Here is a 20,219-nt window from a genome sequence, read left to right on the forward strand (position 1 = left end):
AGAGCGCCTCGAACTCCGCATAGTTATCGAATACGCGGCGGCTTGCTTTGTCGATGAAAGTCTCAGCAGGGGCACCATTGGCGAGGATGATCTCATGGGCCTCTGTTTCGATGTGGTAGACAGTAACGGCATTTCAAAGCTCCAGATCAATCAGCCTGAACCCGGTGTCCCCCCGTCCTGCGTCGAACGCTGATCCTCCGATCAGTCCCTTTCCAGCTCTGTGGGGGCTGCGATTGAGCAATGAAAGCTTCCGCACCGCTTGAGGCTCGAAAGAGAAAACCCGTGACAGCCGATACCACCTGTCAGGTTGAAGTATCGACAACCGCACCGAGAGGCTTCATCTGCTCAGGTCCTCCGCTGTCACGTCGCCCCAAATGGCGGAGGCTCACAGATCCCCGGGCCGTCGCGCATAGCGACTCTCCATCACGTAATCCTTGCGCGGGCCTGTGACCTGCCAGATCGCGCGCCAGGCGGGCCAGGTGCTGAAATCATAGCGCACTTGGTAAAGATCCGGCGGACAGTCATGGCTGGCTTCGGTCTCCTCGGCGGAAAACCAGTGAAACGCACGCCCGTCATAGAAGAACACGGCGATACCGCCTGCCTCCGACCGCCACAGATAGCGCCGTTCGGCCTGCAAGGGCGCGCCATCGCCGTAGCGCAACATCCCGGTTTCGGTCACCACCAACCCGCCCTGCCCGACCTCGAACCGCGCCTCGCCCTGCAACCGTCCCGTCAGCCCGGCGCGTTGGTCCACGATCTTGCGGCTGAGGCTCCAGCGCCCTTCGAATTCGGCCAGCCCCGTCACCTCAGCGGCCTGCCGATGGTGCTGTTGCCGTAAGCGGCGTCCCACCGGACCGCGCCGGTGTCATGGCCAAAGACGTCATAGCAATCCCACTCAAGCCCCGGCGGCCACTGGCTGCAATACTGGCCACCCTCCACCCGCCAATATCCCCAGCTGGGTTCCGCCGAGGTATAGCGCGTGCGACCCGAGCCATGGAAATGCTGCGTGGCCGTGTCGTCATAGGCGAAGTCCCGGTCCGTCAACGCTGCCTTGATCCCCGCATCGTCCAGCTGCACCCAGTCGGCATGGGCCATGCCGGTCATCATCATCAGGGCAAGCCCGGCCTTTCCGATCATCCTGCGACACCCCTTAACTTGTGGTCACGGTCCTCTGCCCTTAAGAGGACGCCAACTCCTCCCCAAAGGCAAGGCTGCGCCCCATGATCCCCCGTTATTCCCGCCCCGAAATGGTCGCCATCTGGAGCCCGGAAACCAAGTTCCGCATCTGGTACGAGATCGAGGCCCATGCCTGCGACGCGCAGGCCGATCTTGGCGTGATCCCGCGCGAGAATGCCGAAGCCGTCTGGAAGGCGAAAGATGTGGAGTTCGACGTCGACCGCATCGACGAGATCGAGGCCGTCACCAAGCATGACGTGATCGCCTTCCTCACCCACCTGGCCGAGATCGTCGGCAACGAGGAAGCCCGCTTCGTGCATCAGGGCATGACGTCCTCGGATGTGCTGGACACCACGCTGAACGTGCAGCTGGTCCGCGCCGCCGATATCCTGGTTGCGGATGTGGAGGCGCTGCTGGCGGCGTTGAAGCGCCGCGCATTCGAACACAAGGACACGGTCCGCATCGGCCGCAGCCACGGCATCCACGCCGAACCCACCACCATGGGCCTGACCTTCGCGCGCTTCTATGCCGAGATGGACCGCAACCTCAGCCGCCTGCGCGACGCACGGGCCGAGATCGCCACCGGCGCCATTTCTGGCGCGGTCGGCACCTTCGCCAATATCGACCCGGCGGTGGAAGAGCATGTCTGCGACAAGATGGGCCTCGTGCCGGAGCCGATCAGCACGCAAGTGATCCCGCGCGACCGTCACGCGATGTTCTTCGCCACTTTGGGCGTCGTGGCCTCCTCGATCGAGAACATCGCCATCGAGATCCGCCACATGCAACGCACCGAGGTGCTGGAGGCGGCGGAATTCTTCTCCATGGGGCAAAAGGGCTCGTCTGCCATGCCGCACAAGAAGAACCCGGTCCTGACCGAGAACCTGACGGGCCTCGCGCGGCTTGTCCGCATGGCGGTGATCCCGGCGATGGAAAACGTGGCGCTTTGGCATGAACGCGACATTTCGCATTCTTCCGTTGAACGGATGATCGGGCCGGATGCCACGATCACACTCGATTTCGCGCTGAACCGTCTGACAGGCGTGATCGACAAGCTGCTGGTCTACCCGCAGAACATGCTGGACAATATGAACAAATTCCCCGGTCTGGTGATGTCGCAGCGCGTGCTTCTGGCGCTGACGCAAGCGGGCGTCAGCCGCGAGGACGCCTATCGGCTGGTGCAACGGAACGCCATGAAGGTCTGGGACCACCGCACCGATTTCCGCGAGGAACTGCTGGCCGATGACGAGGTCCGCGCGGCGCTGTCAGAGGACGAGATCAACGAAAAGTTCGATCTCGGCTACCACACCAAGCATGTGGACACGATCTTCGCGCGGGTGTTTGGCGAGGACTGATCCGAAAGGGTGTTTCGCCGCCTGACGGCGTCGACCCGCGGGGGGCGCTGCCCCCGTCGCCATTGGGCTTGAACCAATGGCGCATCCAATGGCGACCCCCCGAGGTATTTCTGCCAAGATGAAAGGGGAAAACGAATTCGGTGTGCGGGGCTTCGCGCGCTAGAGATTTCGTGCTAGTATTACGCCCGCGTCGACATGCGACACAGATTTCCCAAGCAGGAGGCCCCCATGCGCCCCGCCGCTTTGATCATCGCCCTGACCTTCGCTCTGTCGCCTGTTGCGGCACTGGCCCAATCGGGCTGCGAGCATGGCGACCGACGAGCGAGCTGCATGGATGGGACGACCTGGGACCCGGTAACGGGCCGCTGCGAGACCTCGGTCAGCAGCTGATCACCCCCAAACACCCCGTGCTTTGATCCGGACAATGCTTTGGCGTTGAGCCCTGTCCGATTTCGCGTTACCTCCCCCACCACTACTTGACCAAAAAGGAACAGCCCATGACGGCGAAGGTCTTCATCGACGGTGAAGCCGGCACGACCGGCCTGCAGATTCTCGAACGGCTTCAGGGCCGGGCGGATATCACGCTTGTCCAGGTGGAGCATGAGCACCGAAAGGATGCCGCCGCCCGCGCCGAGGCCTTTGCCGAGGCCGATGTGGCCATCCTCTGCCTGCCCGATGCCGCCGCCATCGAGGCCGTTTCGCTGGCCGGTGACTGCCGGATCATCGACGCCTCGACCGCGCATCGTGTGGCGGAGGACTGGGTCTATGGCATGCCCGAACTGCCCGGCCAGGCCGAGGCCATCGCGGGCGCCTCCCGCGTCGCCAATGTGGGCTGCTACGCCACCGGGTCCATCGCGCTGATCCGGCCCCTGCGGGATGCGGGCATCTTGTCCGAAACCGATGCGCTCGTGCTGACCGGCACCTCGGGCTATACCGGCGGCGGCAAGGCGCTGATCGCGGAATATGACGCGGGCACCGCCCCTGCCTATTTCCTCTACGCCACCGGGCAGACCCACAAGCATGTGCCCGAGATCATGCGCTATGGCCGCCTGACCCGTCAGCCCGCCTTCCAGCCCGCCGTGGGCAATTACGCGCAGGGCATGATCGTTCAGCTGCATTTGCATCGCGATGCGATGGCGGGCGCGCCTGATTTGGCCGCGCTGGAGGAGGCGTTCCGCGCCTTCTACGAATCTGCCCGCTTTGTCGACGTGGTCCCTGCCCCGGCGCGTCTGGATGCACAGGCGATGAACGGCACGAACCGGATGCAGATTTCGGTTCACGGCAGTGACGAGACCGGGATCATGACCGTGACCGCCACGCTCGACAATCTGGGCAAGGGGGCATCCGGCACCGCCGTGCAGAACCTCAACCTGATGATCGGCGCGCCGGAAGACGCCGGGCTCTGAGGCCCCGTCCGATTTTAACAAAACCCGCCGCGTTTTCCCTGCGGCGGGTTACCGGCCCTTAACCCCTGTTCTCCGATCCTGCCTGACGGGTGAGTGACAACAGATGTGGGGCTGAACATGCAACTGACGCAACGACTCGTGGACGCGCCTGCGCCGCCTTTGCGGATGTCGAACGCCGACAAGGCCGCGGTGATCGTGCGGCTATTGCTCTCGGAAGGGGCGATGCCCCGGCTGACGGGCCTCTCGCTGCGCCAGCAAGAGGCACTGGTGCGGCGTCTGGCCGGGCTCGGTCCAGTAGACCGGGACACCCTGTCTGCCGTGGTCCGCGAATTTGCCCACAGGCTGGACACGATCGGCCTGACCTTTCCGGGCAGCGTTGCAGGCGCGCTCGACATGGTGCGCGACCACCTGTCGGAAGAGGCGCGTGACCGGATCGCGGAACTGGCAGAGGGTGACGGCCCGCCCGATCCCTGGCGTCGCATTGCTGCCGCCGACCCGGACCGGCTGAAACCCATCCTGGCCCGCGAAAGCGCCGAGATCTGCGCGATCCTGCTGTCCAAACTGCCCGTCGCCAAGGCCGCCGCGCTGCTGGCGGATCTGCCGGAGGACCGGGGGCATGTGGTGGCCCATGCGGTCGCCCTGACCTCCACCATCGGGGAAGACACCATCACCCGTGTCGGGCGGTCCCTGCTGGACCAGCTTCAGGCGCAACCGACACCCGCCTTTGCCAGTGCCCCGGCGGACCGCGTGGGCGCGATCCTGAACGCCGCCGCTGCGGCGACCCGCGACAAGGTGCTCGAAGGGCTCGACGGGGCGGATGCGGATTTCGCCGGGCTGGTGCGCAAGGCGATCTTCACCTTCGACCATATCCCGAAGCGGCTGGATCAGAAAGACGTGCCCAAGGTCATGCGGGCGCTTGACGCGGAAACCACCACCACAGCGCTCGCCGCCGGGATGGAGGCCGCGCCCGTGGCCGTCGAATTCCTGCTGGAAAACATGTCCAAACGCATGGCCGAACAGTTGCGTGACGATGCCGAAGCACGCGGCAAGGTGCGTGGCCCCGAGGGTGAGGCCGCAATGGCAGACCTGGTCACCGCGATCCGGGATCTGGCCGATAGCGGCGAAATCCGCCTGATCGAGCAGGAGGATTGAGCAGCGCTTGACCGCACCGGGCCCGACGGATCATGATGGTCACCCACCCGCAGCGATCCCCAGAAAAGGAGGAACTGACATGGGAACCAGCGACCTGATCCAATATGCCCATGCGCTCTACAACGCGCATGGCGACAAGGCCGAGGCGGAGGCAGCACAGAAAGCCTTGGCGGAAGAAAACGCCGGAAATGCTGAGGAAGCACAGAAATGGCGGTCTATCCGCGGTCACATCAAGGAGTTGCGCGGCCCGAAATCGACCTGACGCGGCTCAGGCCACGCCCTTGACCGGCACAGCGCGCCGCCCATCTGCCCAGGCCCGGGCGGCGCGCCCGAAAGCCTCGAACAGAGGCCGCGACACCGGGTCTTCTGCAGCCCGGTATTCCGGGTGCCACTGCACCGACAGGGTAAAGCCCGGCGCGTCCGCGATATAGATCGCCTCGGGCGTGCCATCCTCGGCCTGCCCGTCGATCACCACGCGCGCGCCGGGGCGCTTGATGCCCTGCCCGTGCAGAGTGTTGGTCATGACCTCACGCGCCCCCATCAACCGGTGGAACGGCCCGCCTTCGGTGAAGCTCACCGTATGGCGCAGGGCGAATTTCTCCTCCAGCGTGCCATCGGGCGGCATCCGGTGGTTCATCCGCCCCGGCAGGTCGCGGATTTCCGGGTAGAGCGTGCCGCCCATGGCGACATTCACCTCCTGAAAGCCCCGGCACACGCCCAGAATCGGCTGTCCCCGGTCCACGCAGGCCCGGATCAAAGGCAGGCTGACCGCATCCCGGCAGCGATCAAACGCCCCATGCGCCTCGGTCGGGTCCTCGCCATATTCCTCCGGGTGGACATTGGGCCGCCCGCCGGTGAACAGAAATCCGTCGAAGACCTCCAGCAGCTCGCCAGTCGAGGCATAGCGCGGGTCGGCGGGAATCAGCAGCGGCACGCAATCGGAGACCTCGGCAATCGCCTCGGAATTCATCGTACCGCCCGCATGGGTCGGGTACTGATCGTTGATCAGGTGATGATTGCCGATAATGCCGATGACCGGTCGCCGCATGGATACCCTCTGATTTCAGCGCTTTCCCAAGCATATACGCCGCCGCGCGCGGCGAGGAAAGCAGCGTCAGCGCACAACCGACCCGCAGACTGTGCGCTGCCTGCGAATTGGGCGCTCATGCAACCGGGCTAAGCCCCGCTGCGATGATCCCAGCCACCGCCGCCTTGGCATCGTTGTCGGAGGTGTCGCCGGTCACGCCCACGGCCCCGATCACGGCGCCCGACGCGTCCTTGACCAGCACGCCGCCCGGCACCGGAACCACCTTGCCGTCGAAGGCGCCGTTCATCGCGGCCATGAAATAGGCCTGATCCTCGGCCCGCGCCATCTGGGCACTGCCGGGCATGCCCAGCATCACCGCGCCATAGGCCTTGCCGCGCGCGATTTCGAAGCGGCCCGGACTGGCCCCATCCTCGCGCTCGAAGGCCAGCAGATGCCCGCCCGCATCCAGCACCGCCACGGAGAGCGGCTTCAGCCCCAACTCGCGACCGGTGTCACGGGTCACCGCCACCATCGTCTTCGCCTGCTTCAGAGTGATCATCTCAACGCCCCATTAAGGTTAACGGCGCGCCCGCCCCCGTCAGGGAACCCCCGGATGCGCCTTCTTCTTGGCAAAAATACTCACAAACCATAGGCTGGCCGCAATGCGACCAAGTAGGGGATCCTGCCATGGACAGGCTTGAAACCGCGCTCATCATCCTTGCCCTTGCGCTCGTTGTACTCGCCCTTCTACGGCGAATCCTCGGCGGGCGTCGCCGCAAGCCGGGTCTCTTCACCCTGTCTGGCGGCCTGTCGCTCTTCTCCCTGTCCTCTGACGACTCGGCCTCGGACGGCGGAGATTGATCAGCCCGCTTCCTTCAGCTCCAACCGCCGGCGATGCAGCACCGGTTCCGTGTAGCCCGAGGGCTGAACCCGCCCTTCGAACACCAGATCGCAAGCCGCCTTGAAGGCAATCCCGTCGAAGCCCGGCGCCATCGGCCGATAGGCCGGATCGCCCGCATTCTGGCGGTCCACCACCTCGGCCATTTTCTTCATCGCCTCCATCACGCGGTCCTCGCTCACGATCCCATGATGCAGCCAATTGGCCAGTGCCTGGCTGGAAATCCGACAGGTCGCGCGGTCTTCCATCAGGCCCACGTCATGGATGTCGGGCACCTTGGAACAGCCGACACCCTGATCGACCCACCGGACCACATAGCCAAGGATCCCTTGGGCATTGTTCTCGATCTCCTGGCCGACCTCGTCGTCAGACAGGTTCCGCCCCTCCATCACCGGGATCGTCAGCAGATCCGCCAGCGTACCGCGCGCGCCACCGGCCTTGATCTCCTCTTGGCGCGCCAGCACGTCGACCTTGTGGTAATGGGTGGCGTGCAGCGTTGCGGCTGTCGGCGAGGGCACCCAGGCACAGTTCGCGCCGGACATCGGATGGCCGATCTTGGCCTCCAGCATCGCGTGCATCAAGTCGGGCATCGCCCACATGCCCTTGCCGATCTGCGCCTTGCCCTGCAGCCCGCAAGCGAGCCCGATATCGACATTGCGATCCTCGTAGGAGGCGATCCAGGGGGTCGATTTCATCTCGCCCTTGGGCAGCATCGGCCCCGCTTCCATGCTGGTGTGAATCTCGTCGCCGGTGCGGTCGAGGAAGCCCGTGTTGATGAAGGCCACGCGATGTTTGGCGGCCCGGATGCATTCCTTGAGGTTCACGGAAGTGCGCCGTTCCTCATCCATGATCCCCAGCTTCACGGTGTATTGCGGCAGGCCCAAAGCCGCCTCGACGCGGGTGAAGATCTCGTCCGCGAACGCCACTTCCTCCGGCCCGTGCATCTTGGGCTTAACCACATAGACAGACCCGGTGACGGAATTGCCGCCCGGTTTGCCAAGGTCATGCATGGCAATCAGCGTCGTCACCATCGCATCCATCAGCCCCTCGCCCACTTCCAGACCATCCCGGTCGAGGATCGCGGGGTTGGTCATCAGGTGGCCGACATTGCGCACCAGCATCAGCGACCGGCCTTTCAGCGTCAGGGACTCGCCACCGGGCGTCACCACCTCCACATCGGGGTTCAGCGCGCGGGTGAATGTCTTGCCGCCCTTGCTGACCTCTTCGGTCAGATCGCCCCTCATCAGGCCAAGCCAGTTGGAATAGGCCAGCACCTTGTCTTCGGCATCGACGGCGGCGACGGAATCCTCGCAATCCATGATCGTGGACAGCGCCGATTCAAGGATCACATCGGCGATACCGGCGGGATCTGACGCACCGATAGGGCTGCTGGCATCCACTTTAACGCGGATATGCAGGCCATTGTTCTTGAAAACAAATTCCGTTCCATCGGCAGAGGTTCCAACGAATTGCGGATGCCCCGTCAGCGCGCCCATATCGGTGACGGTCGACCAGCCGCCCTCGACCGGCACCGCCCCATCCAGAAACGCCTTGGCCCAGGCAATCACCCGCGCGCCGCGCTCGGGGTCATAGCCCTTGCCCGCGGGCAGATCGCCCATGGCATCGGTGCCGTAAAGCGCATCATAAAGGCTGCCCCAGCGCGCATTCGCGGCATTGAGCGCAAAGCGCGCATTCATGATCGGCACGACCAGCTGCGGGCCCGGCACATGCGCGATCTCGGGGTCGGTCGGGCCGGTGTCCAGGGTGAAATCCGGGCCTTCGGGCACCAGATAGCCGATCTCTTTCAGAAAGGCCGTGTAGGCCGCCGCGTCATGGGGCTGCCCGCGCCGCTCAACATGCCAGGCATCGACCTGCGCCTGAATTGCCTCGCGCTTGTCCAGCAGCGCCCGGTTCTTCGGTCCAAGATCATGCACCAGCCCGGACAATCCCGCCCAGAATTCCTCTGCCGAGACACCCGTTCCGGGCAATGCGCGGGTTTCGATGAAGTCCACAAGGCGCTCATCCACCTGAAGCCCGTGTTTGTCGCTGCGCGCTGTCATGGCCGTAACCCTCTCGATCTGTTCGGTTCGTATGCATTCGCATGCCGTTACCGCATGATCTAGAGCGGAAGTTTCCTATAGGCAACAACCGAGCTTGGGTTCAGGGGCCTAATATAGTTTCAAATCGGAAATGAAAGTTGGCGTGGGGAGGTCTGAGCCGGTTTCGGCCTTGCGGGCCGCAGGGACGCATGGCGCTGCAGCAGCGCGTCTCGCGTGTCGCGGAACCCGTCCTGATCCCGAACCGCCCAGATTCGCTGGCGGGCAGCGCGGGCGGCCTTTGCCGGTTCCACCACCGGCACCGGATAGGCCCGGCCCAGGAACCGCCCTGCCCCGGCCCAGTCCCAGGGGCTATGCAGGAAGACATCGGGCACCGGGCGCAATTCCGGCACCCATTGACGGATGAACCGCCCGTCCGGGTCGTGGTCCCGCCCCTGCTTCACGGGGTTGTAGATGCGCGGCGTGTTCATGCCGGTCACTCCCGACTGCATCTGCGCCTGCGGCCAGTGAATGCCGGGCTCGTAATCGGTGAAGAGCCGCGCCAGATGCGCCCCAGTCACCCGCCAGTCGAGCCACAGGTGATAGCTCGCCACCGCCATCAGCATCGCGCGCATGCGGAAATTGATCCAGCCGGTGTGGATCAGCTGGCGCATGCAGGCATCGACGAAGGGCAGCCCGGTTTCACCGGTCTTCCAGGCCTCCAGCCGTTCGGCATCGGGCATGCGGGGGCGCAGGCTTTCATAGGCGGGATGCAGGCAATGGGTTTCGATATCGGGCTGGCTTTCCAGCTTCTGCATGAAGTGATCGCGCCAGGCCAACCGCGATCCATAGCCCGCAAGCGCCCGGTTCGGCCCGCTCTCGGCCCGGTGATCCTCCAGTGCCTGAACCGCCTCGCGCATCGACAGCGTGCCATGGGCCAGATGCGGCGACAGGCGCGAACAGACCCCGGCTGCCGTCACAGGCGAGGACATGCCCGAGAGATAGCCCACCGCGCGCCGGTCGAGGAACCCCGCCTGAAGCTCCAGCGCGCGCGCCCGTCCACCCTTCTGGCGCCCCGGGCAAGGGTCGAACCGCAACCGCAGGTCTGAGGCGTCGGGAATTGCCCCCGGATCCAGACCATGCGGGGCCAATGCCTCGGGCGCCGCCACCAATGGCCCGCGCATCGCCTTGTCGCGCCGCGCCTGCCAGCCGCGCCGATGGCCCAGCCCGCGCGTGATGCCGGGCTGCGGCAGCTCCTGCCAGGCCACGCCCTGCGCCCGCGCCCATGCGGTAACCCGGCGATCGCGCGCGAAGGTCCACAGGTTTCCGGTTTCCTCGTGGCTGACAAGCCGAGTCACCCCATTGGCGACGCGCAGATCCTCCAGCACTTCCACCGCCTCCCCCGTCCGGACAAGCAGCGGCGCGCCAAGCCGGGCCAGATCCGCCCGCAAATCGGCGAGGCTTTCGGCCACGAAGCGCCATTGCCGCGCCGACATGTCGGGTTCGGCCCAAAGTCCGGGCTCGACGATATAGAGCGGCAGGAACGGCCCGTCTCCGGCCACCGCTGCCGCCAATGCCGGGTTGTCCGCCACCCGCAAATCCCGCTTGAACCAGAGAATCGTGCCCATGCTGCAAATCAGAACATAAAGTGAACATCTGCGGAAGGGGTCAGAGGTGCTTTTCCCCCCAGACATCCATCTTGCGATAGAAATCCTGCAACCGCTTGCCGCGCTCGGGCTTGAAGCTAGGGCCGTCCCCGATATCGTCCATCCGGTCGAGCCTGAACATGCGGAAATCGTCGCGCAATTCGCACCAGCCGACCAGTGTCCAGCTGGCCCCCCAGAACCACAGCCCAAGCGGGCGGACCGTGCGGCGCGTGGCGGCGCCGTCCTTGTCACGATAGGAAAAGGACAGACGGACAGACCCGTCAACCGCGTCTTCCAGCCGGTCGATCAGCGCCCGCAGATCCTCCGATATGCGCCAGCCGATGGCATGAACCTGCACCTTGGCCGCTTTTGCGCGGGTCTCTTCGGGCAGCACCGCGCCGATCTTGACCAGCGCCTCCTCTGCCGCGCGGGCCATGCCTGCCCCACCGAAGGCCCGGATCAGCCGCGCGCCTGCCACCAGCGCCGTCACCTCGTCATGGGTGAACATCAGCGGCGGCAGGTCATAGCCCGACTCCATCACATAGCCCACCCCGGCCTCGCCATCTATCGGCACGCCGGTGGACTGGAGATCCGCGATGTCCCGGTAGATCGTCCGGGTCGAGACCTCCAGCCGCTCGGCGAGTTTCTGCGCCGTCACCAACCGCCCGCCCCGCAGGTACTGCACGATCTGGAACAGGCGGTCGGCGCGGCGCATCGGATTACGAAGCCTCAAAGAGGCCGATGGAATTACCATCGGGATCGGTGGCATAGAAGAACCGGCCCGCCGGGATCTCGATGGCAGGCGAAATCACCTTGCCCCCTGCGGCGGTCACCCGGTCCATCGCCTCTTCCAGCGTGCCTTCGGCGGCCAGATGCACGGTCGGGCCGGTGCCATCGCCCGCGGGTTTGCCTTCATAAAGGTGGCCCGCCACGCCGGACATGAAATCCGAGGCCTTGAACAGCGCCGTTTCATTGGGCCCCATCTGCATGCGCTCCATCGTCAGGCCGGTGGCCTTGCTGTAAAACGCCATCGCGGCGGTCAGGTCGCTGACCGGCAGCTCGATCCAGACGGTTGGGTGGGTGGGGGTAAAGCTCATGGGTCTGTCCTTTCGGGTGAGAGTAGCGAATGCACCCTGTCTGTCACAGCCCTGCTGACAGCATTCTGTCAGCATCCCCCTTGCACCCGTCCGCCGCATGCGAAACCCTGCACGCAGCTTACAGGAGGCCCCAGATGCGCGACGCTGCCCCACAGGTGATTCACCTTGCCGATTACACCCCGCCCAACTGGCTGATCGAGCTGGTGGAGCTCGACTTCACCCTCGACCCGAAGGCGACCCGCGTCCGCTCGCGCGTGCAATTCATCCGCAACCCTGCCGTGCCTCGGGGCGACCTGCATCTCGACGGCGAAAAGCTGACCCTGATTGCGGCCGCAATCGACGGCGAAACGCTCTCGGAAAACGAATACCAGCAGACCGAGACCGCACTGACCGTGCACGCCGAGCGCCTGCCGGACGAGGCCTTCATCTGGGAGGCAGAGGTGGAAATCTCCCCCGCCGAGAACACCGCGCTCGAAGGGCTCTACATGTCGGGCGGCATGTATTGCACCCAGTGCGAGGCCGAGGGCTTCCGCAAGATCACCTATTACCCCGACCGCCCCGACGTGATGGCCCCCTTCACCGTGCGAATCCATTCGCCGATGCCGGTGCTTCTGTCAAACGGCAACCCGGTGGACCGGCACGGGTCGGTGGCCCAATGGCACGATCCCTGGCCCAAGCCCGCCTATCTCTTCGCCCTCGTCGCGGGCGATCTGGTCGCCTATTCTGATCATTTCGTCACCATGTCGGGCCGCCCGGTGGCGCTCAATATCTGGGTTCGGCGCGGGGATGAGGACAAGACCCATTACGCCATGGGTGCGCTCAAACGGTCGATGACATGGGACGAACAGGTCTATGGCCGCGAATACGATCTCGACGTGTTCAACATCGTGGCCGTCGATGATTTCAACATGGGCGCGATGGAGAACAAGGGGCTGAATGTCTTCAATTCGAAGTATGTGCTCGCCAGCCCCGAAACCGCCACCGACCGCGACTATGAGTTCATCGAGGGCATCATCGCGCATGAGTATTTCCACAACTGGACCGGCAACCGCATCACCTGCCGCGACTGGTTCCAGCTCTGCCTCAAGGAAGGGCTGACCGTTTTCCGCGACCAGCAGTTTTCCGGCGACATGCGCGGCCATGCGGTGAAACGCATCGACGATGTGCTGAGCCTCCGCGCCCGCCAGTTCCGCGAGGATGCGGGGCCATTGGCCCACCCGGTGCGGCCCGAAAGCTTCGTCGAGATCAACAATTTCTACACCGCGACCGTCTACGAAAAAGGCGCCGAGGTGATCGGGATGCTGAAGCGGCTGGTGGGGGATGACGCGTACTCCAAAGCGCTCGATCTCTACTTCACGCGCCATGACGGAGAAGCCGCCACGATCGAGGATTGGCTGAAGGTGTTCGAAGACGCCACCGGCCGCGACCTGACCCAGTTCAAGCGCTGGTATTCCCAGGCCGGCACTCCCCGGCTGAGCGTGTCAGACGACTTCAAGGATGGCACATACCGCATTGAGTTTACACAGGAAACCAAACCAACCCCCGGCCAGACCGAAAAACTGCCACTGGTGATCCCGGTGGCCATGGGCCTGATCGCAGAGGACGGCACCGAATTGGAACCAACCCGCGTTCTGGAAGTGACAGAGCCCCGACAGGCCTTCCAGTTCCACGGGCTGACCTCCCGCCCTGTGCCCTCGCTCCTGCGTGGCTTCTCCGCCCCGGTGATCCTCGATCACAGCCCCAGTTTCGAAGACCGCGCCCTGCTGCTGGCCCATGACACCGACCCGTTCACCAAGTGGGAGGCAGGCCGCTCGCTCAGCCGCGAAACCCTGCTCGCCATGCTGCGCGACGGCACGCCCCCGGCAGAGGCCTATCTTCACGCACTTGCCACTGTCGCGGGCGACGACAGCCTCGACCCGGCCTTCCGCGCCCTCGCGCTGGCGCTCCCGTCGGAAGATGACATCGCCCAAGGCTGCGTCGATGCGGGCCTCGTGCCCGATCCGATGAAGATCCACGCCACCCGCAAGGCGCTGGCCAACGCCATCGCGGAGGCCGCCAGAGATACGCTGGAATCCCTTTATGATCAGATGGTTACGGATGGACCTTACAGCAGCGATGCAGGCCCCGCTGGCCGCCGCGCCCTGCGCAATACCGCGCTGCGCCTGCTGACCCCGCTGGACGGCCCCGTGCGCGCCCGCGCCCATTACGACGCCGCGACCAACATGACCGACCAGCTCGCCGGTTTCGCCTGCCTGCTAGAGGCCGGGGACACGGACATCGCCGCACGCTTCCACGAACAATGGCACAGCGACCGGCTGGTCATGGACAAATGGTTCATGATGCAAGTGGCCCATGCCGCCCCCGAAGATGCTGTAAATCGCGCGAAGATCCTCACGGAACATCCTGATTTCGATTGGAAAAACCCAAATCGCTTCCGGTCCGTCATCGGCGGGCTCACGGCTGCCAACCCGGCAGGCTTCCATGACCCCTCCGGCGCGGGCTATGCGTTCCTCACCGACTGGCTGCTCAGGCTCGACAAGGCCAACCCGCAGACCGCCGCGCGCATGTCCACGGCTTTTGAGACCTGGAGCCGCTACGACGCCGACCGGCAGGCGCTGATCCGCGAACAGCTGGACCGCATCGCCGGAACCGACGGGCTCAGCCGCGATCTGGCCGAGATGACCGGGCGCATGCTGACAGGCTGACCGCGTTTTCACGACCCTTCCCCGGCTCTGCCATGAAAAGGGCGGAATGCGGCGGCATGCTGCCGTCATGAGCAAGCGCTACACATATCTGGTGCATCAACGCTCCGGGCTGGCCTGGATGGGGCTGGCGTCGGGGCTGATGATGCTGGTCACGGCCATGCAAAGGGACGCGCCGCTCTGGGTCTGGGCCCTGCTGGCCCCCTGCATCCTGATCTGCGTGTTGCAGATCGCGTTGCGCCCGTCTTATGGCATCGACTACAGCGCGAAAAACCTCTCGATCTTCAACGGCTTCTCCCGCCAGAACCTGCCGCTGTCCCGCGTCGATCACCTGCGCCTCGCCGATGATCGCGCTGTTGTCGTGCTGCGGTCGGGGGCCGAGATTCCGCTGCCCCATCAGGCCCTGCGCAACACCCTTGCGCTGATCCGCGAAACCACGGATCGCGGTATTCCGGTGCGCGCGCTCTAACCGCTGCAATACTCCTGTTCCGACACCCAGGCCCGCATCCCTTCGCGCCGCTGGCTGCTGTGAAACGGCCCCCATTCCGCCGCGACGCCGCGCATGCCCCGCGACACGACGCCATCGCGTTCCACGTTCTGCGCCATGATCCGCACCGCGCAGCGCAGATTCGCGGCCCCGTTCATCAGCGCCTCGCCCGTGCCGACGGCGCAGCCCCGATAGCGTGCCGTGGCCGGCGCGATCTGCACCAGCCCGAACCAGCGCCCGCCGCCGCCGACCGCATCCGCCCGGTGGGTGCTCTCATACCAGCTCAGCGCCGAAACCAGCCCCGCCCAGAACGCCGCCCGCTGATCCGGGCCCGCATCGGCATAGGCCGGGCACCAGGTCTCGATATCCTCCGGCACCAGGTCCAGCAGCCCCTCCTGCGCCAGCACCGCCCGGAACAGCGCCGGGCCCCAGGCCGGTCGGGCCGGGGCTGTCATGCCGGGGCGCAACTCATCCCAATGCAAGGGCGGCACGGCCAGGGCCGGACGCGGCACCGGCGCGGGGCTTGTCGCGGGCGCAAACCCGGGGCGCTGAATCGGGGCCGGGCTGATCTCCGGGGCAAATCCCTGCCCCCAGAGGCTCCAGGGCGTCAGCAGCAACAGGCAGATCAGCACGGCACGCATGGGGCGTCTCCTCCTGCCGGACAGGCTGCCCGTGCCGTTTGCCGCTGGCAAGCGCCTAGCCCTGGCAATAGCTCTGCTGGTGCAGCCAGCCCCGCATCTCCGCGTTCACATGCGCCTGCCGCATCGGCCCCCAATCGGCAGCAACGCCACGGGTGCCCTGACTGACCACCCCGTCACGCGGCACGGTCTCGGCCATGATCCTCAGCGCACAGCGCAGGTTCGCCGCCCCATCGGTCAGCGCCGCACCCGACCCGGCCTCGCAACCGCGATAACGCGCCGTGGCGGGCGAGATCTGCATCAGCCCGAACCAGCGCCCGCCGCCGCCCACAGCATCCGGCTCCCAGGTGCTTTCATAGCGCGCCAGCGCCGACACGAACCCCACCCAGAACGCCGCCCGGTCCGCTTCGCTCGCCTCGCTATAGCCCGGGCACCACGCCTCCGCATCCGAGGGCACGACCGAGGTCAGCACCGCCGCATCGCTCTCCAGCATGTCGATGGAGGCGCGCGTCCAGATCTCCGCCTCGGGCCGGTGATCCCAGCGCGTGGCAGGAAGCGGTTCGGGCTCGGACGCAGACATGGCGCAGGCCGACAGCAGAACAGAGGCCGTAAGCCCCAAAGCAGGAAAAGACAGGCGCATGGCCAGACTCGCATGATGTTTCAGATCGCCCGTCATTGCGCCTGAACGCGCAATTGGCAAAGCCACCCCTCCCGAAACCGCAAAATCCGGCAAAGCCCCGCCGATCCCGCCTTCATCTTGGCCCAAATACCTCCGCCGGAGGCATCCTGCGCGCGCGGCCCCCTCAGCCCTCTCCAATCATGCGGCGACGCGGGCCGCCATCCCGTGGCAACGCGGCTCGTCGAGGCCTCCGGCGCAAGCCGGGGGTTGAGACGGGCCGCTCCCCGGGTCGACGCGCAAAGCGCGGCGAAACCCCGCCCACACCCTCTTGCTCCCCTGCGTCCCCTGCCCTAGAACCCGAAGCGTTCAACCGGAGACCGCGCCCCATGCTCGACCTGACCTATGAGACCCCGAAACCCAAGACCATCGCCGGTGCGAAACAGGATTGGGAACTTGTGATCGGGATGGAGGTTCACGCCCAGGTCTCCTCGAACGCCAAGCTCTTTTCCGGCGCCTCCACCAGCTTCGGGGCCGAACCCAATTCCAACGTCGCCTTCGTGGATGCGGGCATGCCCGGCATGCTGCCCGTCATCAACGACTATTGCGTGGCGCAGGCGGTGCGCACCGGGCTGGGGCTGAAGGCCGAGATCAACCTTTTCTCCGCCTTCGACCGCAAGAACTACTTCTACCCCGACCTGCCGCAGGGCTACCAGATTTCCCAGCTCTACCACCCGATCGTGGGCGAGGGCGAAGTGCTGGTCGAAATGGGCGACGGCACCGCGCGGCTGGTGCGCATCGAACGCATCCACCTCGAACAGGACGCAGGCAAGTCGATCCACGACATGGATCCGCATATGTCCTTCGTCGATCTCAACCGCACCGGCGTCGCGCTGATGGAGATCGTCTCCCGCCCCGATATCCGTGGCCCGGAAGAGGCCGCCGCCTATGTCGTCAAGCTGCGCCAGATTCTGCGCTATCTCGGCACCTGCGACGGCAACATGCAGAACGGCAACCTGCGCGCCGATGTGAACGTGTCGATCTGCCTGCCCGGCGCCTATGAGAAATACCGCGAAACCGGTGATTTCTCCCATCTCGGCACACGCTGCGAGATCAAGAACATGAACTCCATGCGCTTCATCCAGGCCGCCATCGAGTACGAGGCGCGCCGCCAGATTAGAATCGTCGAGGGCGGTGGCGCGGTCACCCAGGAAACCCGGCTCTATGACCCGGACAAGAACGAAACCCGCTCGATGCGGTCGAAGGAAGAGGCGCATGATTACCGCTACTTCCCCGACCCCGACCTTTTGCCGCTGGAAATTGATCAGGACTGGGTCGATGACATCGCCGCGACCCTGCCGGAACTGCCCGACGCCAAGAAGGCCCGCTTCATCGGCGATTTCGGCCTGTCGGATTACGATGCCAGCGTTCTGACCGCCGAAACCAAGGACGCCGATTTCTTCGAGGCGGTGGCGTCCGAGGCGGGCGACGGCAAGCTCGCCGCCAACTGGGTCATCAACGAGCTCTTCGGTCGCCTCAAGAAAGACGATGCCGAGATCACCGACAGCCCGGTCTCGCCCGCGCAGCTGGCAAGCATCATCCGGCTGATCAAGTCCGACGCCATCTCCGGCAAGATCGCCAAGGATCTGTTCGAGATCGTCTATACCGAAGGCGGCGACCCCGAAGAGATCGTCGAAGCGCGCGGCATGAAGCAGGTCACCGATACCGGCGCCATTGAAGCCGCTGTGAACGAGATCATCGCCGCCAACCCCGCACAGGTCGCCAAGGCCAAGGAAAACCCCAAGCTCGCGGGCTGGTTCGTCGGTCAGGTGATGAAAGCCACCGGCGGCAAGGCCAACCCCAAGGCGGTGAACGATCTGGTTGCGAAGAAGCTGGCCGAATAAGGCCGACTTTCACATCCTGCGTAGGGTGGGCAGTTTGCCCACCTTCCGCGCCCTACTCCCCCTGCCACATCGGCACCAGATCCCGCTCCTCCAGCGCCGGGTCTTCCGCGCAGGCAGCGAGAGGCCGGTGCCAGTATCGGCGTACCTCCAGAACCTCCTGGCTGCCCACGGGTCCGAAATCACCCTCCACGCAGGCGCAGCCATAGCCGTACCCTGCGGGGCTCATCTGCACCCAGTCCACCGGGCTGCCCTCCGCGGCCCAGGCGTCGTCAAATCCCGGCACACCCCCGCGCCCCTGCGCGGACAGCGTCCAGCCGCCATGGGCATCGTCGAGGAAAACATTGGCGGGCGTCGGGTTGGTGAACCAGCCACAGCGTGTTTCGGCGGCAGCAGGCAGGGCGATGAGGGCGAGGGTCACGGCAAGGGCATACTGTTTCATGGGATCAGAATGCCCGCACAGACGGTCGGGATCAACCAGGGTCATCCCCTGCCGATCTGCACCCTTAACCAGTTTCTCCCCACGCCTTGTGCGCCGATTGGTATGCACGGGGGGTGTACAGGGGGTGTACGCCCGGTGTACGGGTGGCGCCGGGCGATTTCGCCCCGGCCAAAGCCCCTTTTACAGCCGGGAGTTTAGTCGTTAATCTTTTGTCCGATGTGATTTCAGGGGTCAGGGTCCAGCATGACCAGATTTGAATACAAGGTGGTTCCGGCCCCCAATCGGGGCCTCAAGGCCAAGGGCGTGAAACGCGCCGAAGACCGGTTTGCGCTGGCTTTGTCCACGCTCATGAACGAGCTTGGGGCAGAAGGCTGGGACTATGTCCGCGCCGATATTCTGCCCACCGAGGAACGCTCTGGCCTCGCGTCGAAACAGACCGTCTATCACAACATGCTGGTCTTCCGCCGCATACTGGAAGAGCCCGCCGAAGACACCGATTCCCCGGCCCTCGAAGAGGCTGAAGAACCGCTGGCCCTTGCCGCCCCCGATGACGAGGAAGCCCTGTGGGACGACCCGCCGGAAGTGCCCCTGGAGCAAACCGCCGCGGCGGAAGAGGCGGGTCCGGAAGACCAAAGGCGCGAGGCTGCCGCCGAATAGGGTCAGACCCGAACCACCAGAGCCAAGGCATGGATTTCATTCATCAAATCCTTGCCAAGCGCGTTGTGAATTGCGCGATGGCGGGCAATTCGGGACAGAGGCTGTAGCGCATCCGCACCGATCACCGCGCGAAAATGGCTTTCGCCGCCGTCCTGATACCCCGCATGACCCCGGTGGCTCTCGCTCTCGTCGATCACCTCCAGATGGCGCGGCGCAAAGGCGCGTTCCAGCCGGTCGCGGATTTTCTCCGATCGCGTCATTTTTCTGGTCTCTCCCCCTTCAATCCCCTGCGAAAAACCTTAGACTGCCTGTTCCGAGTCGAGAAGGTGTGTCCAATGGCCGACAAAGATCCATTCAATTTCGATCTGCGCGTCTCCACCGACAAGAAGAAACGCAGGGGCGGGCGTCGTGGCATGTCCGGTGCTTTCGAGACGTCTCAGCGCGTCTGCCAGCATGACGGCTGTGAAGAACCCGGCCAGTACCGCGCGCCGAAATCACCCGACGTGCTGGATGATTACCTGTGGTTCTGCAAGGATCACGTGCGCGAATATAACCTGAAATGGAACTTCTTCGAAGGCACGACAGAGGCCGAAATGGAAGCCCAGATGGAACGCGACCGCGTCTGGGACCGGCCCACGAAAAGCTTCAAGAAATCGGTCGAGGAACGCGCCTGGTCGCGGCTTGGCGTCGACGATCCGCATCAGGTTCTGGGCGGCAATGCCACCCGCAATCCGGGCAAATCCATCACCGGCAGCCGCCGTCTGCCCCCCACCGAACGCCGCGCCATCGAGATCCTGGAGGCCAAGGATCACTGGACGAAGGCCGAGGTACGCAAGTCCTACAAGGCGCTGATCAAGGTGCTGCACCCGGATATGAACGGCGGCGACCGCAGCCAGGAAGAACAGCTGCAAGAGGTGGTCTGGGCCTGGGACCAGATCAAGGAAAGCCGCAACTTCAAGTAGGCGGCACCGACCTCCAGACACAAA

At 64.9% G+C, this 20,219-nt stretch carries 23 protein-coding genes and 1 pseudogene; 11 read left to right on the top strand and 13 right to left on the bottom strand.

Translation table 11 applies throughout. The features are described from left to right. The 3 genes and pseudogenes from EP237_RS23760 to EP237_RS09030 all read right to left on the bottom strand — a co-directional run. Window positions 1-112, bottom strand: a pseudogene (locus EP237_RS23760) (Hint domain-containing protein); the annotation flags it as partial. Window positions 113-385: 273 nt separating this feature from the next. After that, window positions 386-850 (bottom strand): DUF6314 family protein, encoded by a 465-nt coding sequence (locus tag EP237_RS09025; RefSeq protein ID WP_240661590.1) that lies wholly within the window; start codon window positions 848-850, stop codon window positions 386-388. Continuing rightward, on the bottom strand, window positions 802-1,137 hold the full coding sequence (locus EP237_RS09030) for a hypothetical protein (RefSeq protein ID WP_127560327.1): 336 nt from the start codon (window positions 1,135-1,137) through the stop codon (window positions 802-804). The genes EP237_RS09025 and EP237_RS09030 overlap by 49 nt, the downstream gene beginning before the upstream one ends. A gap of 83 nt (window positions 1,138-1,220) precedes the next feature. Between EP237_RS09030 and purB the strand changes: the two genes are divergently transcribed. From purB to EP237_RS09050, 5 genes are all read left to right on the top strand, one after another. After that, the gene (gene purB, locus EP237_RS09035) at window positions 1,221-2,528 is read left to right on the top strand and encodes an adenylosuccinate lyase (RefSeq protein ID WP_127560329.1); all 1,308 of its coding nucleotides are present in this window, start codon (window positions 1,221-1,223) and stop codon (window positions 2,526-2,528) included. 228 nt (window positions 2,529-2,756) lie between these two features. Then, entirely contained in the window at window positions 2,757-2,918 is a 162-nt protein-coding gene (locus tag EP237_RS23110; RefSeq protein ID WP_158514326.1) for a hypothetical protein, read from the top strand. Between the two features lie 107 nt (window positions 2,919-3,025). After that, window positions 3,026-3,934 carry an N-acetyl-gamma-glutamyl-phosphate reductase gene (argC, locus tag EP237_RS09040; protein WP_127560331.1) on the top strand — a complete coding sequence of 303 codons (909 nt, stop codon included), beginning with the start codon at window positions 3,026-3,028 and terminating at the stop codon, window positions 3,932-3,934. Between the two features lie 93 nt (window positions 3,935-4,027). Then, window positions 4,028-5,086, top strand: a complete 1,059-nt coding sequence (locus tag EP237_RS09045) for a FliG C-terminal domain-containing protein (RefSeq protein WP_127560333.1) — start codon at window positions 4,028-4,030, stop codon at window positions 5,084-5,086. Window positions 5,087-5,165: 79 nt separating this feature from the next. After that, window positions 5,166-5,348, top strand: a complete 183-nt coding sequence (locus EP237_RS09050) for a hypothetical protein (protein WP_127560335.1) — start codon at window positions 5,166-5,168, stop codon at window positions 5,346-5,348. A 6-nt stretch (window positions 5,349-5,354) separates the two neighbouring features. On the opposite strand, the gene EP237_RS09055 is transcribed toward EP237_RS09050, so the two are convergent. Continuing rightward, a complete protein-coding gene (locus EP237_RS09055) occupies window positions 5,355-6,134 on the bottom strand; it encodes a gamma-glutamyl-gamma-aminobutyrate hydrolase family protein (protein ID WP_127560337.1) in 780 nt (259 codons plus the stop codon). Window positions 6,135-6,249: 115 nt separating this feature from the next. After that, window positions 6,250-6,672: a GlcG/HbpS family heme-binding protein gene (locus tag EP237_RS09060; protein WP_127560339.1), complete on the bottom strand. Its 423-nt coding sequence runs from the start codon at window positions 6,670-6,672 to the stop codon at window positions 6,250-6,252. A gap of 128 nt (window positions 6,673-6,800) precedes the next feature. On the opposite strand from EP237_RS09060, the gene EP237_RS23115 reads away from it, so the two are divergent. Beyond that, window positions 6,801-6,974 carry a hypothetical protein gene (locus EP237_RS23115; protein WP_164744671.1) on the top strand — a complete coding sequence of 58 codons (174 nt, stop codon included), beginning with the start codon at window positions 6,801-6,803 and terminating at the stop codon, window positions 6,972-6,974. Here EP237_RS23115 and EP237_RS09065 read toward each other — a convergent pair whose 3' ends face one another. The 4 genes from EP237_RS09065 to EP237_RS09080 all read right to left on the bottom strand — a co-directional run bounded on the left by EP237_RS09065 (window position 6,975) and on the right by EP237_RS09080 (window position 11,790). Beyond that, window positions 6,975-9,071, bottom strand: a complete 2,097-nt coding sequence (locus tag EP237_RS09065; RefSeq protein ID WP_127560341.1) for a malate synthase G — start codon at window positions 9,069-9,071, stop codon at window positions 6,975-6,977. Between the two features lie 119 nt (window positions 9,072-9,190). Continuing rightward, on the bottom strand, window positions 9,191-10,675 hold the full coding sequence (locus EP237_RS09070) for an FAD-binding domain-containing protein (protein WP_127560343.1): 1,485 nt from the start codon (window positions 10,673-10,675) through the stop codon (window positions 9,191-9,193). Window positions 10,676-10,715: 40 nt separating this feature from the next. Further along, window positions 10,716-11,408: a helix-turn-helix transcriptional regulator gene (locus EP237_RS09075; RefSeq protein ID WP_127560345.1), complete on the bottom strand. Its 693-nt coding sequence runs from the start codon at window positions 11,406-11,408 to the stop codon at window positions 10,716-10,718. Between the two features lie 4 nt (window positions 11,409-11,412). Continuing rightward, on the bottom strand, window positions 11,413-11,790 hold the full coding sequence (locus tag EP237_RS09080) for a VOC family protein (RefSeq protein ID WP_127560348.1): 378 nt from the start codon (window positions 11,788-11,790) through the stop codon (window positions 11,413-11,415). Between the two features lie 134 nt (window positions 11,791-11,924). On the opposite strand from EP237_RS09080, the gene pepN reads away from it, so the two are divergent. Together pepN and EP237_RS09090 are read left to right on the top strand one after the other, a co-directional pair. Next, a complete protein-coding gene (gene pepN / locus EP237_RS09085) occupies window positions 11,925-14,495 on the top strand; it encodes an aminopeptidase N (RefSeq protein ID WP_127560350.1) in 2,571 nt (856 codons plus the stop codon). Window positions 14,496-14,562: 67 nt separating this feature from the next. Further along, window positions 14,563-14,961 (top strand): hypothetical protein, encoded by a 399-nt coding sequence (locus tag EP237_RS09090; protein ID WP_127560352.1) that lies wholly within the window; start codon window positions 14,563-14,565, stop codon window positions 14,959-14,961. Here EP237_RS09090 and EP237_RS09095 read toward each other — a convergent pair. Then, window positions 14,958-15,620 (bottom strand): lytic transglycosylase, encoded by a 663-nt coding sequence (locus EP237_RS09095; protein ID WP_240661591.1) that lies wholly within the window; start codon window positions 15,618-15,620, stop codon window positions 14,958-14,960. The two genes, EP237_RS09090 and EP237_RS09095, sit on opposite strands and share 4 nt — an antisense overlap. A 55-nt stretch (window positions 15,621-15,675) precedes the next feature. Continuing rightward, the gene (locus EP237_RS09100; RefSeq protein WP_127560354.1) at window positions 15,676-16,257 is read right to left on the bottom strand and encodes a transglycosylase SLT domain-containing protein; all 582 of its coding nucleotides are present in this window, start codon (window positions 16,255-16,257) and stop codon (window positions 15,676-15,678) included. 365 nt (window positions 16,258-16,622) lie between these two features. On the opposite strand from EP237_RS09100, the gene gatB reads away from it, so the two are divergent. Further along, window positions 16,623-18,137, top strand: a complete 1,515-nt coding sequence (gatB, locus tag EP237_RS09105) for an Asp-tRNA(Asn)/Glu-tRNA(Gln) amidotransferase subunit GatB (RefSeq protein WP_127560356.1) — start codon at window positions 16,623-16,625, stop codon at window positions 18,135-18,137. Window positions 18,138-18,189: 52 nt separating this feature from the next. On the opposite strand, the gene EP237_RS09110 is transcribed toward gatB, so the two are convergent. Beyond that, entirely contained in the window at window positions 18,190-18,576 is a 387-nt protein-coding gene (locus tag EP237_RS09110) for a DUF4087 domain-containing protein (protein ID WP_164744672.1), read from the bottom strand. Between the two features lie 243 nt (window positions 18,577-18,819). Here EP237_RS09110 and EP237_RS23310 point away from each other — a divergent pair, with 243 nt between their 5' ends. Further along, entirely contained in the window at window positions 18,820-19,233 is a 414-nt protein-coding gene (locus EP237_RS23310) for a DUF4177 domain-containing protein (protein WP_206052272.1), read from the top strand. Between the two features lie 2 nt (window positions 19,234-19,235). Here the strand turns inward: EP237_RS23310 and EP237_RS09120 are convergent, their stop codons facing one another. Beyond that, the gene (locus tag EP237_RS09120) at window positions 19,236-19,493 is read right to left on the bottom strand and encodes a BolA family protein (RefSeq protein ID WP_127560360.1); all 258 of its coding nucleotides are present in this window, start codon (window positions 19,491-19,493) and stop codon (window positions 19,236-19,238) included. A 75-nt stretch (window positions 19,494-19,568) separates the two neighbouring features. Here EP237_RS09120 and EP237_RS09125 point away from each other — a divergent pair, with 75 nt between their 5' ends. Next, window positions 19,569-20,195, top strand: a complete 627-nt coding sequence (locus EP237_RS09125; RefSeq protein WP_071690288.1) for a DnaJ domain-containing protein — start codon at window positions 19,569-19,571, stop codon at window positions 20,193-20,195. The last annotated feature ends 24 nt before the right edge of the window (window positions 20,196-20,219 follow it).

Origin of the sequence: Nioella ostreopsis, from assembly GCF_004000255.1 — a bacterium.
GTDB lineage: Bacteria > Pseudomonadota > Alphaproteobacteria > Rhodobacterales > Rhodobacteraceae > Nioella > Nioella ostreopsis.

Excerpts from the sequence above, each read along its gene's own strand:
- EP237_RS09030 (WP_127560327.1), bottom strand. The coding sequence starts at position 1,137 with ATGATCGGAAAGGCCGGGCTTGCCCTGATGATGATGACCGGCATGGCC.
- purB (WP_127560329.1), top strand. The coding sequence starts at position 1,221 with ATGATCCCCCGTTATTCCCGCCCCGAAATGGTCGCCATCTGGAGCCCG.
- EP237_RS23110 (WP_158514326.1), top strand. The coding sequence starts at position 2,757 with ATGCGCCCCGCCGCTTTGATCATCGCCCTGACCTTCGCTCTGTCGCCT.
- argC (WP_127560331.1), top strand. The coding sequence starts at position 3,026 with ATGACGGCGAAGGTCTTCATCGACGGTGAAGCCGGCACGACCGGCCTG.
- EP237_RS09050 (WP_127560335.1), top strand. The coding sequence starts at position 5,166 with ATGGGAACCAGCGACCTGATCCAATATGCCCATGCGCTCTACAACGCG.
- EP237_RS09055 (WP_127560337.1), bottom strand. The coding sequence starts at position 6,134 with ATGCGGCGACCGGTCATCGGCATTATCGGCAATCATCACCTGATCAAC.
- EP237_RS09060 (WP_127560339.1), bottom strand. The coding sequence starts at position 6,672 with ATGATCACTCTGAAGCAGGCGAAGACGATGGTGGCGGTGACCCGTGAC.
- EP237_RS23115 (WP_164744671.1), top strand. The coding sequence starts at position 6,801 with ATGGACAGGCTTGAAACCGCGCTCATCATCCTTGCCCTTGCGCTCGTT.
- EP237_RS09065 (WP_127560341.1), bottom strand. The coding sequence starts at position 9,071 with ATGACAGCGCGCAGCGACAAACACGGGCTTCAGGTGGATGAGCGCCTT.
- EP237_RS09070 (WP_127560343.1), bottom strand. The coding sequence starts at position 10,675 with ATGGGCACGATTCTCTGGTTCAAGCGGGATTTGCGGGTGGCGGACAAC.
- EP237_RS09075 (WP_127560345.1), bottom strand. The coding sequence starts at position 11,408 with ATGCGCCGCGCCGACCGCCTGTTCCAGATCGTGCAGTACCTGCGGGGC.
- EP237_RS09080 (WP_127560348.1), bottom strand. The coding sequence starts at position 11,790 with ATGAGCTTTACCCCCACCCACCCAACCGTCTGGATCGAGCTGCCGGTC.
- pepN (WP_127560350.1), top strand. The coding sequence starts at position 11,925 with ATGCGCGACGCTGCCCCACAGGTGATTCACCTTGCCGATTACACCCCG.
- EP237_RS09090 (WP_127560352.1), top strand. The coding sequence starts at position 14,563 with ATGAGCAAGCGCTACACATATCTGGTGCATCAACGCTCCGGGCTGGCC.
- EP237_RS09095 (WP_240661591.1), bottom strand. The coding sequence starts at position 15,620 with ATGCGTGCCGTGCTGATCTGCCTGTTGCTGCTGACGCCCTGGAGCCTC.
- EP237_RS09100 (WP_127560354.1), bottom strand. The coding sequence starts at position 16,257 with ATGCGCCTGTCTTTTCCTGCTTTGGGGCTTACGGCCTCTGTTCTGCTG.
- gatB (WP_127560356.1), top strand. The coding sequence starts at position 16,623 with ATGCTCGACCTGACCTATGAGACCCCGAAACCCAAGACCATCGCCGGT.
- EP237_RS09110 (WP_164744672.1), bottom strand. The coding sequence starts at position 18,576 with ATGAAACAGTATGCCCTTGCCGTGACCCTCGCCCTCATCGCCCTGCCT.
- EP237_RS23310 (WP_206052272.1), top strand. The coding sequence starts at position 18,820 with ATGACCAGATTTGAATACAAGGTGGTTCCGGCCCCCAATCGGGGCCTC.
- EP237_RS09120 (WP_127560360.1), bottom strand. The coding sequence starts at position 19,493 with ATGACGCGATCGGAGAAAATCCGCGACCGGCTGGAACGCGCCTTTGCG.
- EP237_RS09125 (WP_071690288.1), top strand. The coding sequence starts at position 19,569 with ATGGCCGACAAAGATCCATTCAATTTCGATCTGCGCGTCTCCACCGAC.